This is a genomic window from Streptomyces pseudovenezuelae (assembly GCF_029892565.1).
In the GTDB taxonomy this organism is placed as follows: Bacteria; Actinomycetota; Actinomycetes; order Streptomycetales; family Streptomycetaceae; genus Streptomyces; species Streptomyces pseudovenezuelae_A.
This window is the reverse complement of sequence record NZ_JARXVH010000006.1, coordinates 227,923-244,091: the sequence shown is the minus strand read 5'-3', so window position 1 is coordinate 244,091 and position 16,169 is coordinate 227,923. Positions and strand designations below refer to the sequence as shown.

Sequence of the window (16,169 nt, the reverse complement as noted above, 5' to 3'; positions counted from 1 at the left end):
ATGACCGACACCGCCAACCACCGCATCCTCTCCGACACCGTCGCCGGCTACGTCACCTACTTCAGCCCCACGGAGTACCGTTTCGGGCTGCGCACCTCCGACGGCCGCGAGTTCACCGTGCACCTGGCCCGCAACGTCGTCTCCCGCATCGTCCGCAACCTCGGCGACCCCTACCACGACACCACCGCGCAGACCCAGGACATGCTCAGCACCGGGCGCTTCCTGTTCGCGTACGGCGTCTTCTACGAGTGGGAGGGCGGCTCGCGCTTCGAGGTGAAGGAGATCACCTTCGCCGAGGAGAGCCGCGGCCACTACGTCTTCGAGCACCCCCGCTGGTGGGTGCAGCAGGCCGCCGAGATCGCCGACTTCTACCTGCGCGGCCAGTTCCCCGACGGGGAGTACGACTGGCGCCACTACCGCACCCAGCTCACGCTCGACGGCGCCCAGCTGCCCGAGCACGCGGGCGCCAACGTGCGGCAGGAGACCGACACCATCTCCCGCCTGGTGTACGGCCTGTCGACCGCGTACCTGCTGACCGGCGAGGACCGGTTCCTGGACGCGGCCGAGAGCGGCACGGAGTACCTGCGCCAGTACATGCGCGTGGACGACAAGCACGACGGGATCGTCTACTGGTACCACGGCATGGACATCACCCCGACCGGGCGGCGCAAGGTCTACGCCTCGGAGTTCGGCGACGACTACGACGCCATCCCGATGTACGAGCAGATCTACGCGCTGGCCGGCCCCACCCAGACCTACCGGGTGACCGGCGACCCGCGGATCCTGCAGGACATCGACCGTACGGTGGCGCTCTTCCAGCGCTACTTCCGGGACGACGAGCGCGGTGGCTTCTTCTCGCACATCGACCCGATCAACCTCAGCCCGTGCGACGACGCCCTGGGCCGCAACCGCTCCCGCAAGAACTGGAACTCGGTCGGCGACCACGCCCCCGCGTACCTGATCAACGCCTATCTGGCCACCGGGCGCACGGACTTCGCCGAGCTCCTGGAGGAGACCGCGGACACCATCGTGGCCCGCTTCCCGGACGAGTCGGAGAGCCCCTTCGTACAGGAGCGCTTCCACGAGGACTGGAGCGCGGACCGCACCTGGGGCTGGCAGCAGGACCGCGCGGTGGTCGGGCACAACCTCAAGATCGCCTGGAACCTGACCCGGATCCGGGCGCTGCACGACAAGCCGGAGTACGCCGAGGCGGCCCGCCGGATCGGCGAGATCATGCCACCGGTCGGCAGCGACCAGCAGCGCGGCGGCTGGTACGACGTCGTCGAGCGGCGGCCCGACGCGGACAGCGGCATCCACCGCATGGTCTGGCACAACCGCAAAGCCTGGTGGCAGCAGGAGCAGGCGATACTCGCCTATCTGATCCTGGCCGGCACCGGCGACGACCCCGAGTCGCTGCGGCTGGCCCGGGAGGCGTCCGCCTTCTACAACGCCTTCTTCCTGGACCACCAGGACGGCGGCGTGTACTTCAACGTGCTGGCCGACGGCATCCCGTATCTGGTGGGCACCGAGCGGTTCAAGGGCTCGCACGCCATGGCCGGCTACCACGCGCTCGAACTGTGTTACCTCTCGGCGGCCTACACCGGCCTGCTGATCAGCCACGAGCCGCTGACCCTGCACTTCCGGCCGCGCCCGTCCGATCTTCCGCAGCGGGAGCTGCGGGTGGCGCCGGATCTGCTGCCCACCGGTTCGGTGGAGCTGACCCGGGTGTGGGTCGACGGCCAGGAGCACCACAACTTCGACGCCAAGCTGCTGACCGTGAAGCTGCCGGAGGGCGACGAGCCGGTGCGGGTGCGGGTCGAGATGGAGCCCGCCCGGATGCGGCTGCGGGTGCGCAGCGAGGTGGCCGGCGGCACCGCGCACGTGCGCTGCTCCGGGGCCGTCGACGCGGTCGAGCTGGACCGCTTCCGGCACGTCCTGGGCGAGGTGATGGCGGCCGGACCGCGCCGGGTCGAACTGCACCTGGGCGAACTCACCGAGATGTGCCGGCCCGCGGTCAACGAGCTGCTCGTGCAGCGCACCAAGGCGGGCCTCGAAGTCGACTTCGTGGTCGTGGGTTCCGTACTGCCCGAGGTACGCGAAGCCCTGCTGGCCACCGACGCCTTCCTGTTCGAGGGCGAGGAGGACTGAGCCGACATGACCACGACCCTGCTCCCCCCCAGGTACGTCATGGACCGGCCGGCGGAGACCGCTCCGCCGCCCGAGCCGGTGGACTTCTCCGCCTACTGCCAGGACCTCTTCGGCGCGCTGTCCCGCTCCGACCAGCGCCGCTGGGGCGAGGTGTACGTCCAGGGCCTGCTCGACGTGCCCGGGCGCAAGACGCCGGCCCGGATCACCGAAGAGGTGCTGGGTCGTCGTGCGGTCCAGCAGATCCAGCAGTTCGTCAACCAGAGCCCGTGGCCGTGCCGGCCGGTGCGTGAACGGCTCGCCCACCGGATCAGTCGGGCACTGCAGGCGGAGGCCTGGTGCTTCGACGAGGTCGTCTTCGCCAAGAACGGCGACCGTTCGGTGGGCGTGGCCCGGCAGTACGCGCCCTCGCTGGAGCGGACCGTCAACTGCCAGCTGGCGCTGTCCACTTCGCTGGCCGGACGGTACGGCGGGGTGCCGGTGAGCTGGCAGTTGCTGCTGCCGCAGCGCTGGGACCGGGACGAGGCGCTGCGCACACAGGCGCACGTACCGCCGGACGAGCGCGCCAAGCCGCGTTGGCGGTATGTGTTGGAAGCGATCGACGAGATGCTCGAGGAGTGGTACCTGGAGCCGCTGCCGGTCCTGGTGGACTGGCGCTGCGACGGCGATGTGACGCCGTTGCTGCACGGTCTCGAAGCACGCGGTCTCGCCTATCTGGTGGAGGTCGCGCCCACCGTGGCGGTCACACTGCCGCGGCCGTGCGCCGGTTCGGCGCCCGGCCGCGGCACTCTGTCGGAGCTGGCCCGGCATGCCGTCCAGCACCGCCAGCGGATGCCGATCGCCTGGCAGGACCGGGTGACCTCCCGGATGCGGCAGTCCCAGGTGCTGTCGATGCCCGCGCTGCTGCTCGCGGAGGCGCGGCTCGGTACGGCGGCCGGGCGCCCGCTGCCCGAACGCCCGCCGCAGCGCCCCCGGCACCTGGTCGCCGACTGGCCCTACGGCAGGCCCGCCCCGCGCACCTACTGGCTGACGAACCTGCCCGCGCGCAGGATCGCCGACGTGCTGCCGCTCGCGCAGCTGCGGGCGCTGTGCGGCAACAGCCTGGCGCGGCTCCAACAGGACTTCGGCCTCGGCGACTTCGAGGGCCGCTCGTTCCGGGGCTGGCACCACCACGTCACGCTGGCCTCGGTCGCGCTGGGCTACGACACGCTGCGCCGGCCCCGGACGATCCCGCCGGGCTCGGCCGGATAGGCGGGAGGCGGGTCGGCGGCATTCGCCGTAACACCTTTGGGGCGCCGCATTTCGCGGCGCCCCCCTCCTTTGCCGGAATACCTCGCTACCCCGTTTTCTCCCAGCCGACCTGGGTGAAGTCGATGTCGCCCAGGCCGGGCACGCCGTAGTTGGCGAGGTCCTCGCGGACGGCGAGCATCTGGGGGCGCTGGTAGAGCAGGAGGTCGTGGGCCGCCTCCCAGATCTCGGTGTCGGCCTGGCGGTAGAGGCGGGCGCGGCGCGCGGTGTCCAGGGTGTGCACCGCCTCCCGCAGCAGGGCGTCGATGTCGGGACTGGAAATCCTGCCGTAGTTCTCATAGGCCTGGCCGTCGGTCGGCTGCCGGTAGATCGAGTACAGCGAGCTGGGATAGGTCTGGCCGATGAATCGGAAGATCGCCATGTCGAAATTCCCGCGGTTGAGGTACTTCGACAAGTAGTCGTCGGCGGGCACCTTCTGGATCTCCACGGCGATGCCGACCCGGGCCAGCATTTGCTGGATCAGCTGGGAGAGGTCGAGACCGAGGCGGTTGGTCGACTGGCTGAGCACGAAACGCAGCCTCAACTCCTGCCCGTCCTTGACGCGTGTTCCGCTTCCGTTCTTCCGGCGCCAGCCCCGCGCATCGAGAATTCGCTCGGCCTCCTTCACGTCGTAGCGGCCAAGAGTCCCCGAATTGTCTGTGTAGCCGGGCTGGTTGGTCATGAAGAAGTGATTGCCGAGCAACGGCACTCCGATCGGCAGCCCCTCACCGGCGACCTGTGCCAGGGCATTCCGGTCGACGGCCCGCAGCACGGCGCGGCGCACCTGGACATCGGCGAGCGGGCCGTTCGCGCCGTTGAAGGCGACCAGTACCTCGTCCCAGGCGGAGCCGGTGCGGATGTCGGTGTCGGAGGCGCCCTTGAGCCGGTCGTACACGTCCCCGGAGGCCGCGTTGACGGCGCTGATCTCGCCGTTGAGGTAGGCCTGGACGGCGGTCGTGGGGTCGAGGGTGCGGAAGACGACCTGGTCCAGGAGCGGCCGGGTGCCCCACCATTTCGGATCGCGTACGGCGGTCAGGGTCTTGCCGGTGGTGTCCAGCGAGCCGATCCTGAACGGGCCCGCGGTGATGGGCAGTCCGGACCGCCAGCCCTCGTTGAACTCCTCGGGGGTGCTGAACGCGGCGGCGGGATACAGCGGGGTGAACAGGCGCTGCCAGTCGGCGAACGGCGTCTTGAAGGTGACCTTCACCTCGTGCGCGTCGGCGCCCTCGGTGACCGACGCGATGTCCTCGTATCCGCTCGGGTCGGCGATCTGGTAGCGCTGGTCGCCGCGGCCGAGGGCGTGCCACTGGGCGGCGAAGTCCTGCCAGCCCAGGGCCGTGCCGTCGGACCAGCGGGCCTCGGGGTTGAGCCGGTAGGTGACCGTCTGGGGAGAGGTCGAGGTCACCTTCGCGGAGCGCAGATAGTCGGGGTCCGGATGCGGCACGCCCTTCGAGTCGCGGGTGAACAGCCGTGGCTCGAAGAGTCCCACCACGGTGAGTGTGTCGTCGAGGGCGCCGTCCAACTGGAAGTAGTTGAACTGGGTGAGCCACTGGACGATGGAGAGGGTGAGGGTGCCGCCTTCACGGAGTTCGCTGCGGGGTCGGGCGTTGACGTCCGCGTGGTCGTACGCGGGAAGAACGCCGCCCGATTCCCGGTCGTCACCTCTGTTCGATCCGCCGGACGACGTACAACCGGCCAGCAGCGCGACGAGCGCGATCCACACCGGCGCGGCCCATAAGAATCTGCGTCGTTCCGGGTATCTAGTCATTTCGATGCCCCTCCCGAGCGGTTCGGAAGTTTAACATTGGCTCATGTCAAGGCTGTGAAGCCCGGCAGGGGGAGTCGCATTGTGCGCGATGCTGTCAAAACGTCTGGCGAACTACTGTCTATTACTCATCACGTCAACTTTCCTTTGCTATTTGCTTTCCTCGGCCGCTCTTGACCCTCGCGCGTACTACGAGGAGCGGACACCGCCGCCGCCCGGGCGGGTGGTCGACCAGCGGCTGGCCGAGCTCGGACTCGACCGGCGCACGCCGGTCGTCGAGCGGTTCGGGCACTGGTCGTGGCGTGCCCTGCACGGAGACCTGGGCCGCACGCTCGACGGAACATCGGTGTCCGCCGAGTTCGGCCGCCGGGTCGGGGTGACCGCGCGGTTGTTGCTGGTGGGCACGGTGACGGGTACGGCGCTGGGAGTGGTCGCCGGGGTGTGGGCGGCCGTGCGACGCGGCCGGCTGCCGGACCGGGGGCTGACGCTGCTGTCGTTCACGGTGCTGTCGGTGCCGCCCTTCGTGCTCGGGCTGCTGTTGCAGACCGGCGCGATCGCGGTCAACGACGCCTCGGGCCGCAGCGTGATCCGCTACACCGGCGAGCGGACCCCCGGTCTCCACGGCGGCGCCCTGATCCAACTCCGTGACACGGCCGCCCATTTGGTGCTGCCCACGCTGTCCGTCGCCCTGGGCGCCGTCGCCCTCTACAGCCGCTATCAGCGCGGGGCGACCCTCGACGTGCTCGCCGCGGAACATCTGCGGACCGCCCAGGCCAAGGGACTCACGCCGGGACGCGCCCTGCTCCGGCACGGTCTGCGCACCTCGCTGATCCCCCTGACCTCCGTGTTCGCCTTCGGGTTCGTGACGATGTTCACCGGCGCGGTGTTCACGGAGAAGATCTACGGCTGGCACGGCATGGGGAGTTGGTTCCTCGACTCGGTCCAGAAGGGCGATGTCAACGCCGTCGTCGCGATCGAGGTGTTCGGCGCCGCGCTCGTCCTGCTGGCCGGCCTGTGCGCGGACCTGCTGCACGCCGCCCTCGACCCCAGAGTCCGGTTCGCATGAGCTACCCGAGACGCGGACGGACGCTGCGTCGGCTGGTCCGCTCGCCCTCGGCGGTCACCGGCACCGCGCTGCTGTGCGCGCTGCTCGTGCTGGCCTTCGCCGGCCCCGCGCTGGCCGGCTGGTCGTACACCGCCGTCGACTACACGGCGCTGCGCGTGCCGCCCGGGTCGGAACACTGGTTCGGCACCAACCGGATCGGCCAGGACGTCTTCGCCCAGTGCCTTCGAGGGTTGCAGAAGTCGCTGCTCATCGGGTTCCTGGTGGCCGTCGTCTCGACGGCGGGCGGGACGGTCGTCGGCGTGTGCGCCGGTTATCTGGGCGGCTGGCCGGACCGGCTGCTGATGTTCCTGGTCGACCTGATGCTGGTGGTGCCGGCGTTCCTGGTCCTGGTGGTCGCCGCGCCCCGGCTGCGCGAGGTGGGCTGGATCGGCTACGGCGGGCTGCTCGCGGCGTTCGGCTGGATGATCACCGCCCGCGCTGTGCGCGCCATGACCCGGTCGCTGAAGGAGCGTCAGTTCGTGGTGGCCGCACGGTACATGGGGCTCGGGCCGATCGCGGTGGTGCGCCGCCACATCCTGCCGCACCTGGTCTCCTTCCTCACCACCGATGCCACGGTCGCGGTGGCGGGCGCGGTGATCAGCGAGACGGGACTGTCGTACGTCGGTTTCGGCGTGCAGCCCCCGGACGTCTCGCTGGGCACGCTGATCGCCGACTCCTCGGACGTGCCGACGACGTATCCGTGGATGTTCTACTTCCCGGTCGGGCTGCTGGTGCTGCTGGTCCTCGCCTGTCATCTGGTCGGCGAGGGGCTGCGGGACGCGTTCGACCCGGTGGGGGCGGCCGGTGCGGCCGGTGCGGTGCCCGTGGAGAACGGTCCGGCGGTGGGCCGGGTATGACGGCACCGGGTGCCGGGACACCCTCGCGGGAGGTACTGCTGGAGGCGCGCGGGCTGCGGGTCGGACGGCCCTCCTCCCGGCGCTCCCCCGCCCTGCCCCTGGTGCGGGGCGTCGATCTGCGGCTGCGCCGGGGCGAGGTGCTGGGCCTTGCGGGCGAGTCGGGGGCGGGCAAGACCCTCACCGCCCTGGCCCTGCTGGGGTTGTGCCCGCCGGGGCTCGAAGTGGCCGGGTCGGTACGGCTGTTGGACCGCGAGCTGGTCGGGCTGCCGGTGCGTGACCTGGCCCGGCTGCGCGGCCGGCACATCGCCATGGTCTTCCAGGACGCGCTGGCCGCCTTCACCCCGGTGCAGCGGATAGGCGACCAGATAGGCGAGGCGCTGCGCATCCACCAACGCCCGCGCCCCGGACGGGAGTCGGCCCGCCGCGCGGCGGCCGAGCTGCTGGACGCGGTCGGGGTGCCGGAGCCCGGCCGGGTCGCCGGCGCCTATCCGCACCAGCTGTCCGGCGGCACCCGCCAGCGGGCGATGATCGCGATGGCGATGGCGAACCGCCCGGACGTCATCGTGGCCGACGAGCCCACCAGCGCCCTGGACGTCACCGTCCAGGCGCAGGTGCTCCAGGCGCTGGTCACCGCGCGCCGCGAGACCGGCGCCGCGCTGCTGCTGATCAGCCACGACCTGGGGGTGCTGGCCGGTGCCGCGGACCGGGTGGCGGTGATGTACGGCGGGCGGATCGTGGAGTACGGCGGCACCCGGGAGCTGTTCGCCCGGCCCCGGATGCCGTACACCGCGGGGCTGATCGGCTCCGTGCCGCGACTCGACCGCGACACCCCGCCGACCCCGATGCCGGGCGCTCCGCCGGTGGCGGGAACCCCGGACACCGGCTGCGCCTTCGCCCCACGCTGCCCGCTCGCCGAACCGGAGTGCCGGACACGGGTGCCGGAACTGGTCGGTGACCAGGAGCGGTCGGCGGGGGGCGAGGGACAGGCGGGCGGCGGTGAGCCGCATCTTGTCGCCTGTCGGCGTGGTGAGGAGGCCGTGCGGATCGGGGCCGCGACCTTGTTTCCGCCGTCGGTGCCGCGGCGGGCGGCGGGTGTGCGGGGCGTGGTGGAGCCGGTGTTGCGGATCAGGGGGCTTGCCAAGTCGTTCCCGGCGAGCGGCGGTTCGGGGCGGTGGCGGCGGGGCGGGCGCGAGGTGTGGGCGCTGGAGGGGGTCGACCTGGAGGTGGGCCGGGGCGAGACGCTCGGGCTGGTGGGCGAGTCCGGCTGCGGGAAGTCCACCACGCTGCTGGAGGTGATCGCCCTCAGGGCGCCGCGGCACGGCACCATCGAGGTGCTCGGGCAGGACACCGGCACGCTCTCCCGGGCCGCCGAGCGGCGGTTGCGGGGCGCGCTGCAGATCGTGTTCCAGGATCCGATGGCGAGCCTGGATCCGCGGATGACGGTGGGTGACATCGTCGCCGAGCCGTTGCTGGTGCAGCGGGCTCCGGCGGAACGGGTCGCCGCCCGGGTGTCCGAGGTGCTGCGACTGGTCGGGCTGAGCCCGGACGACGCGGCCGCCCTGCCGCACCGGTACTCCGGTGGTCAGCGGCAACGCATCGCCATCGCCCGCGCGTTGGCCGTGGAGCCGCGACTGCTGCTGCTCGACGAGCCGGTGTCGGCGCTGGACGTGTCGGTGCGGGCCGGGATCCTCGATCTGCTGCGCCGGCTGAAGGAGGATCCTGGCCCTTCGTGCTTGTTCGTCTCCCACGACCTGGCAATGGTCCGGCAGATCGCCGACCGGGTCGCGGTGATGTACGCCGGTCGCGTCGTCGAGACCGGCACGGTGGACGAAGTGTTCGGACGGCCCTGCCATCCGTACACCAAAGCCTTGCTGGACGCGGTTCCGGTACCGGATCCCGCGGTGGCGCGCTCGCGTTCCTCGATGGTGCTGCGCGGTGACCCACCATCAGGTGGTGACGATGGGCGGGGATGTCGGTTCAGGCCACGTTGCCCGGTGTTCGAGTCATTGGAGCCCGGTCAACGATCGCGCTGTGAAAGGGAATTCCCAGGAGCGGTACAGGCACCCGTCGACCTCGGCCGTTCGGTCGTCTGCCATTTCCCGCTCACGTGACGCCGACTCGGAACGGCACGTGAATGTCACGAACGGTCGAACCGCCGGTGACCTGCGGGCTCAGCAGCAGCCGTTCGGACCGTTCTGCATGGACTGCTTGACCGGTTCCTTCGACGGCCCACCTGCCGTGACATAGAGACCGGAGGCGGCGAGGCCGGCAACCAGCAGCATTGCCACAAGCAATATGACGTGTTTCGGAATCACTTTTCTCTCCTCTCCCGCATTCTTTGCTTTACAACCTCAGTCAATCGCTAATTACAGATCAAGTCAAGAGCGCTTTTACAAAAATCAGATCAGCGGAAACGGAATTTCCCTTTCCTGTGCGCGCGCTAAAGATCAGCCCCTGGAACACCGCATTTCGGGCCATCAGCGGGAGTTGGGCCGCCACACCCATTGGCGTGCCCCAGTCATGCTGGTATTGTGATCTATGACATCTCAAGTCATGTGCTCACCCTGGGAAGCCAAATGGATCATGTGGAAGGTGTATCTCCGGTCCAGGTGGGCAGGCGCATCCGAGACCTACGAGCCAAGCTCGGTCTGAAGCAGCAGGATCTGGCCTCCACGGATATTTCCGCGAGCTACATCTCGCTCATCGAATCAGGCAAAAGGGCTCCCTCGGATGCCGTGCTCACCACATTGGCCCGGAAACTCGGCTGCTCGCCGGAGCATCTCCGGACCGGCCGCGACGACCACGCCACCGAAGACGCAAGACTGAGGCTCTCTTTCGCCGAAATGGCCCTGCGCAACGGCGACAACGGGGAAGCTCTCCAGGCGTTCGGCGAACTCCTGTCGAAGGGCGCACTCCTCGACCTGTCGATGCGGTTGCGTGCCCGCATCGGGCAGGCGACCGCGCTGGAGAAGCTGGACCGGGTCGAGGCCGCCATCCCCGTACTGGAAGACCTCGTCAAGGACCCGTCCCTCGCGGCCGGTTCGGACGAGTGGTGCCGCGTCTCGGTCGCTCTCGGCCGCTGCTACCGCACGATGGGCGACGTCACCCTCAGCATCGAGATCTGCGAACGGGCGCTCGCCACACTGGACTCTCTCGGACTCGACGTCACGGTGGACCACATCCAGGTCGGCTCGACCCTCATCGCGTCCTACCTGATGCGCGGCGACATCACCCGGGCGCATCTGCTCGCCCAGAAGCTGATCCCGGTGGCGGAGGAGCACGGCGGCCGGACCGGCCGGGGCGCCGTGTACTGGAACGCCGGACTGGTCGCCGTCTCCCGCCGGCAGCTGCCCGAGGCGCTGGCGCTCACCGAGCGGGCGCTGGCGATGATGGCCGACGACGACAACCTGCGCCATGTGGCGATGCTCAAGGTCAACGTCGCCTGGCTGGAGCTCCAGTCCGGCAACCCCGACCCCGCGCGGGCCAGGGAACTGCTGGAGGACGCCGGCGAGACCCTCGCGCAGTTCGGCACCGCCGTCGAGCAGGGCCGGTGCGAGATCTGCCTGGTGGACGCCAACATGCAGCTCGGGCGCTGGGACGAGGCGGCCGACCACGCCCGGCGCGCGCTCGGTCTGATGAGCTCGGGTCCCCGGGTCGAGGCGGTCGGGGCACGCGTCCGGCTCGCCGAGATACATCTGCTGCGCGGTGACGCCGACCAGGGCCTGCAGGCGCTGCACGCGGCGACGCGTCAGCTGCGGCACTTCACCGCGTCGTACGAGACGGCCCAGGAATGGCGTCACATCGGTGACGTATGGAAGCGCCAGGGCCGCTCGAAGGAGGCGCTGGACGCCTACGACCACGCGCTGCAGGCCTCGGGGATGCCCATGACCTACGACCCTGCGCAGGCCCTGACCCAGGAGAGCCGGCGCTGACCCGGTCCACGGGGGCGCCGTCACCGCGGCCCCCCGTGTTCCCCCACCTGACGTCATCGGCGTACTCCCCCCGTCGGTCTCTCAGGCGTGACCGCCGCACCGCTCAACCGCGGTGCGGCGGACGTGCGTTCCACACGAATGCGCCGCGCACGAAAGCCCGCGTCGCCGTGGCGGTGCACGGCGCCGGCAAGAGCCGGGACGGGAGTCGGGACGGGTGGGCTCGGTGGTGGGGGGTCCTCCCCCGCCGGCAATGCGGGGTGATCGGGCGGTGTGGTCACGGTCTGCTCCGGTGGGCCGCCCGCGAGGTGGGGGGTCTGCGGCGGGCCGGGCACCGCGGCGGGGGGAGGAACCGCCTGGGTGCGGTGCCCGGCCGCCACTTCGCAGGCGGCCTCGGACGGCGGCGCGGTCACGGGAGCGCCGCCGCGGGAGGCTGCCCGGTCAGCCGCGGCGTCGACCAGGACGTGGCCGGCAGCCCCCGCGGATGGCTGGCGAGCAGCTCGATGATCGTGCGGGCGAACAGGTGGCAGTGCTCGCCGGTGCGCGCGGTGACCAGGTCGTCGTCGACGACCACGTCCTGGTCGACGTAGACGCCGTCCATGTTGCGCAGGTCGCCGAGCAGGTTGTTGTGGACCACCGCGCGCCGGCCGCGGACCAGTCCGGGCACCGGGGCGGCCAGCCACATGCCGTGGCAGATGATCCCCTTGATGATGACCGGGTCGGCGAACGCCCGGCGCAGGAACTGCGAGGCGGGCGGCAGTTGCTTGGGGTCCTCGGTGTAGCGGAGCCGGTCGGCCACGATGCCGGAGGGCACGATGACGGCGCTGAAGTCCCGCAGGGCGAACTCGTCGATGTCCTCGAACGATTCGGAGACCGTGAACGGCATCCGGTGCTCGTGCCCCTGGAAGGTGATCCGGTCCGCGCCCCACAGCCGGGTCAGGAAGTGGACCTCCGCGCCCTCCTCGGGGAACCGGCGCTGGTAGTAGAGGATCTCGGGCTCGTAGAAGTCGCTCTCCATCAGTACGGCGATCTTGTGCCCCGACAAGCGCACGGCTACTGCCCCTTCCCGCGTCCGGTGACCAGATCGATCAGGAACGGGCCGGGGTGCGCCAGCGCCTCGGCCACCGCCCCCTGGACCTGGCTCGGCTTCTCCACCCGCACCGCGGGCACGCCCAGCGACCTCGACAGCGCGCTGAAGTCGATGGCGGGCCGGGAGAGGTCGAAGATCTCCGGCTGCGCGTGGGCGGGGATGTCCTGCTCCCGCCAGTACTGCTCGATGTTGTCCTCCAGCAGCTTGTAGCTGCTGTTGTTGCAGATCACGAGCTTCGCGCCGATGCCGTGCCGGGCCGCCGTCCACAGCGCCTGGAAGGTGTACATGCTGCCGCCGTCGCCGGTGAACCCGACCACCGTCCGTTCGGGATGGGCCAGTTGGGCGCCCAGCGCACCCGGGATGCCGACCCCGAGGGAACCGCCGCGGGTCTGGTGCCAGTGACCGGGCACGGCCGCCCGCAACGGACCGAAGAGCGCGGGCCCGGCGGTCAGCGACTCGTCGAACAGCACGGCGTCCTCGGGCAGTCGGGCCGCGAGCTCCTCGGCGAAGGCGAGGTGCGGCAGGTCCTGCGCGGCGGCGTTCTCGCGGACGTGCTCCGCCGCCTCCGCCCGGTCCCGGGCGCGTTCGGCGGCTCCCAGGCGAAGCCGTTCGGCCGCCGCCTCGCGCTCCTCGTCGCTCATCCGCTCGTCGAGGGCGCCGGCGAGCAGCGCCAGGGTGCGCTTGGGGTCGGCCGCCAGACCGAGGTCGACGGGGTGGTTCTTGGCGATGGCATCGGTGTCGAGGTCGATGTGGACGACCGGCACCCCCTTGCCGAACACCCCGTCCAGGGCCGGGAAGACCTCGGGCAGCGCGTACGTCCCGCACAGCAGGACGGCGTCCGCGGCGCCCGTGACCCGGCGGCTGCTCTCGCCGAACATGTGACCCAGCTGGCCGGCATACGCAGGGTGTTCCACGGACAGGTTCACCTCTGCCCAGTCCGCGCCCCACACCTCCGCGCCCCACACCTCGGCCAGCCGGGCCAGCTCCTGCTGGGCCCCGGCGAAGTGGACCCCGTCCCCGGCGACGACGATCGGGCGCCGGGCGCCGGACAGCAGCACGGCGGCGTGGGCGATCTGTTCGGGACGTGGTGCGGAAGCGGTGTCGGGATACACCACCGGCACCGCTTCCTCGCTGGTGTGCCGGTCCATCACATCGGCGGGCAGGACCACCAGGACCGGGCCGTACGGCGGGGTGCCGGCGACCTTGAAGGCCCGCCGCAGCACCCGCAGCGTGGAGTCCGGGTCGACCACGCGGGTCGCCCACTTGGTCACGGGCCTGGCCATGCCGACCAGGTCCGCGGCCATCTGCGCCTCCATGGCCTCGTAGCGCAGGCCCGCCTCGCCGACCACGACGACCAGCGGGGCGTGGCCCCGCATGGCCTGGTACAGCATGCCGATGCCGTTGCCGAGGCCCACTCCGGAGTGGAGCTGGACGACGGTCGGCCGGCGGGTGGCCCGGGCGTGGCCGTCGGCCATGCCCACGGCCACGGTCTCGTGCAGGGTGAGGATGTACTCGAGGTCGGGGAAGTGCCGGAGTTCGTCCAGGAAACCCTGCTCCACGGTGCCGGGGTTGCCGAACATGTACGGCACCCCGTCCGCCGTCAGTTGCTCCAGGAACGCGGCCCGGGCCGGCCTGCTGTCCATGGTCTGTCCACCTCTCGTCCGGTAGCGGGACCGCCCGTGCTCGGGAGCGGCCGCGGGCTCAGGCGTGGAACCCCCACTGGCGCAGACCCTCTTCGAGCACCTCGACGGTCTTCTGGCCGGTGAGGTAGGAGTCGGGGGTGGAGCGCCCGGTGATGAACGGGTAGTCCACGATCACGGAGGTGACCTTGCCGAAGTTGCCGTGGTAGGCGCCGTCGGGAGCGGTGGCGTCGCTCAGGATGTACTCCAGCGGATAGGCCGGCGGGCCCATGTTGAAGTCGGGGACGCCGACGAACCCGGTGCCGTCCAGGTAGTCGTACTCGATGCAGTGGCCGGTGACGTGCTTGCCGCGGATGATGCTCTTGCGGTCGCCCTCGTCGCGGGCGAAGGCCAGGCAGGTCACGCCGTAGCACTCGGCGGCGATCGGCCGGTCGAGCTCGTAGAAGGCGAGGATCAGGTCGTGCACGCGCCAGTTGTTGGCGAGGTCGACGATCGGTCCGCTGCCGCCGACGATGAGCATGGCGTCGTAGCGGTCGGCGATCTGCTCGCGGATCCTCTCCAGCCGGGTGTGGTAGCCCTCCCAGTCGCGCAGGAAGTACGGCTTGGCGCGGTAGGGCTTCTCCGGGAGCCAGGAGGAGAGGTCGAGGGGGTTGTCGAGGCGGTCGGACGCCTCGACCGCCTTGACCTTGGCGGCCATCTCGGGGGTGGTGACGGACCGCCCGAGCGGCGGGTCGATGTAGTCGGGGTCCATGCTCGGCGGCAGGGCCAGGGGCTTCTTGCCGGTCGGTGTGGCGAAGGTGACGTGGTAGCCGGCCTTGTCGAAGGTCTCCAGGGGGCCGATGAGTTCCTCGCCCCAGTAGCCGTACTCGGACAGGATGACGAGGATGCGCCTGCTCATGGGGGTTCCTCTCGTTCGGCGGGCGGTTCGGACACGCGAACTGCCGAACTCATGTCTAGTTTTTGGTGGTCGGTCCCTACCAGGCAGGGCAGGGGTCGGCGCCGCACATCGGGAAGTGGCAGGCGGCACTACGGCAAATCGCTGGACGACGAGGCCTGTTGTCCACCGGCGGGCGGCCGGCGCCACCGAGCACGTCATGACGGCGCACAGCACGGCCGCGGCCAGGAAGACCGCGGGCGCCCGGCCCGCCTGCAACTCGGGGGCCACGACGGTCACGGCCACTCCGCCGGCCAGCACACCCGCCGTCGCGAACAGCGAGGCGGCGGTGGCCCGTCGGCTGGTCGGCAGCAGCCGGGGCAGCCAGGTCTGCAGCGTGGTCTGGGTGAGCGTCCAGGACAGACCGAGCAGCACGGCGCACCCGGTGAGCGCCGTGGGCGTCTGCCGCACGGCCGCGCCGAGGGTCGCGAGGACACCGATGGTGCCGCCGGCCGCGACCAGCAGCGCGGGCGACCGGCGCCCCAGCCAGCGCCGTACCAGCACGCTCCCGACGAGCACGCTCGCCCCGTAGGCGACGGCCACCTCGGTGCCTCCCGGATCGCCCCGGGCGGCGAGCGCGGGCGCCAGCAGGGCGGGCGTCCCGAGCAGCACGGCGCCTTCGACGGTGCCGATGAGGAGGATGACGGCGAGGGTGCGGCGAACTGCGCGGGCGTCGGCGGGGGGCGCGGTGTTGTCCGCAGGCGCGGTGCCATCCGCGGGTGCGCCGGGGGTGGGCCGGACCGGGACCGGCGGGGCGGGGAGGGTGCGGGCCCGCAGAGCAAGGGCGGCCGAGGCCAGGGCGAGGGTGGCGAAGGTCAGGCGCCAGGTGGTCAGACGGTCGGTGGCGTCGGCATAAAGGGGGGCCGCGATCGCGGTCACGGCGGAGACGGCCAGGATGTCGGCGAAGCGGCGCTGACGGGCCAGGGCGGTACCGGCCGTCTCGTGGCAGTACAGCGCCACGGCGGGGGTCACGGCGGCGAACGCCGCCCCCGTGGCGGTGCGCAGGACCAGCCAGTCGGTGCCGGAGGAGCACAGGGCGGCGGCGGCCGACAGGACGGCGGCCAGGGCCAGTCCGCAGCGCAGGATGCGGCGGGGTCCGCAGCGGTCCGCGACACGGCCCCACAGGGGCAGGGCCAGGCCGTGGCCGAGGGAGTACGCGCCGACGGCCGCGGTCACCGTGTCGATCCCGGTGCCGAGGGCCGCGGCCAGCGACACCAGCAGGGGCGCGGTGACGTGCCAGTCCGCGTTGGCCACCGCCGCCGCCCAGCGGACGACGCCGGGACATCGGTCGGTGCCGTCGGCGGCGTCCGCGCCCGGCCGTCCGGGGCCGCGGCCCGCTCCGGGTCTCGGGGCGCGGCCGGCCGACGGTTGTGGGGTGCGGGGCATGGTGGGGGTTCCTGAGGGTGGGAGGGGGGCC

The 16,169-nt window shown here is 71.2% G+C and carries 11 protein-coding genes and 1 pseudogene; 6 read left to right on the top strand and 6 right to left on the bottom strand.

All coding sequences use genetic code 11. From position 1 onward, the window contains the following. On the top strand, positions 1-2,148 hold the full coding sequence (locus M2283_RS20995) for an AGE family epimerase/isomerase (protein ID WP_280877851.1): 2,148 nt from the start codon (positions 1-3) through the stop codon (positions 2,146-2,148). 39 nt (positions 2,149-2,187) lie between these two features. Next, on the top strand, positions 2,188-3,396 hold the full coding sequence (locus tag M2283_RS20990; protein WP_432423111.1) for an IS701 family transposase: 1,209 nt from the start codon (positions 2,188-2,190) through the stop codon (positions 3,394-3,396). Between the two features lie 85 nt (positions 3,397-3,481). Here the strand turns inward: M2283_RS20990 and M2283_RS20985 are convergent, their stop codons facing one another. Beyond that, positions 3,482-5,200, bottom strand: coding sequence for an ABC transporter family substrate-binding protein (locus M2283_RS20985; protein ID WP_280877849.1), 1,719 nt, complete (start codon positions 5,198-5,200; stop codon positions 3,482-3,484). An 88-nt stretch (positions 5,201-5,288) separates the two neighbouring features. Here M2283_RS20985 and M2283_RS20980 point away from each other — a divergent pair, with 88 nt between their 5' ends. From M2283_RS20980 to M2283_RS20970, 3 genes are read left to right on the top strand one after another with little or no spacing between them, the layout of a single operon-like run. Further along, positions 5,289-6,263: an ABC transporter permease gene (locus M2283_RS20980; protein ID WP_432423106.1), complete on the top strand. Its 975-nt coding sequence runs from the start codon at positions 5,289-5,291 to the stop codon at positions 6,261-6,263. Further along, entirely contained in the window at positions 6,260-7,159 is a 900-nt protein-coding gene (locus M2283_RS20975; RefSeq protein ID WP_280877847.1) for an ABC transporter permease, read from the top strand. Before M2283_RS20980 ends, M2283_RS20975 begins: the two co-directional genes overlap by 4 nt. Beyond that, positions 7,156-9,270, top strand: coding sequence for an ABC transporter ATP-binding protein (locus tag M2283_RS20970; protein ID WP_280877846.1), 2,115 nt, complete (start codon positions 7,156-7,158; stop codon positions 9,268-9,270). Before M2283_RS20975 ends, M2283_RS20970 begins: the two co-directional genes overlap by 4 nt. A gap of 60 nt (positions 9,271-9,330) precedes the next feature. Here the strand turns inward: M2283_RS20970 and M2283_RS20965 are convergent, their stop codons facing one another. Continuing rightward, positions 9,331-9,474, bottom strand: a complete 144-nt coding sequence (locus M2283_RS20965) for a hypothetical protein (RefSeq protein WP_280877845.1) — start codon at positions 9,472-9,474, stop codon at positions 9,331-9,333. A gap of 294 nt (positions 9,475-9,768) precedes the next feature. Between M2283_RS20965 and M2283_RS20960 the strand changes: the two genes are divergently transcribed. Next, positions 9,769-11,091, top strand: a complete 1,323-nt coding sequence (locus M2283_RS20960; protein WP_280877844.1) for a helix-turn-helix domain-containing protein — start codon at positions 9,769-9,771, stop codon at positions 11,089-11,091. Between the two features lie 406 nt (positions 11,092-11,497). On the opposite strand, the gene M2283_RS20955 is transcribed toward M2283_RS20960, so the two are convergent. The 4 genes and pseudogenes from M2283_RS20955 to M2283_RS20940 form a co-directional block, all read right to left on the bottom strand. Beyond that, the gene (locus M2283_RS20955) at positions 11,498-12,139 is read right to left on the bottom strand and encodes a DJ-1/PfpI family protein (RefSeq protein WP_280877843.1); all 642 of its coding nucleotides are present in this window, start codon (positions 12,137-12,139) and stop codon (positions 11,498-11,500) included. Positions 12,140-12,141: 2 nt separating this feature from the next. Continuing rightward, positions 12,142-13,821, bottom strand: coding sequence for a thiamine pyrophosphate-binding protein (locus M2283_RS20950; RefSeq protein WP_280877842.1), 1,680 nt, complete (start codon positions 13,819-13,821; stop codon positions 12,142-12,144). A gap of 58 nt (positions 13,822-13,879) precedes the next feature. Then, the gene (locus tag M2283_RS20945) at positions 13,880-14,716 is read right to left on the bottom strand and encodes a type 1 glutamine amidotransferase domain-containing protein (protein ID WP_280878196.1); all 837 of its coding nucleotides are present in this window, start codon (positions 14,714-14,716) and stop codon (positions 13,880-13,882) included. Positions 14,717-15,004: 288 nt separating this feature from the next. Then, positions 15,005-16,138, bottom strand: a pseudogene (locus M2283_RS20940) (MFS transporter); the annotation flags it as partial. Positions 16,139-16,169 lie beyond the last annotated feature (31 nt).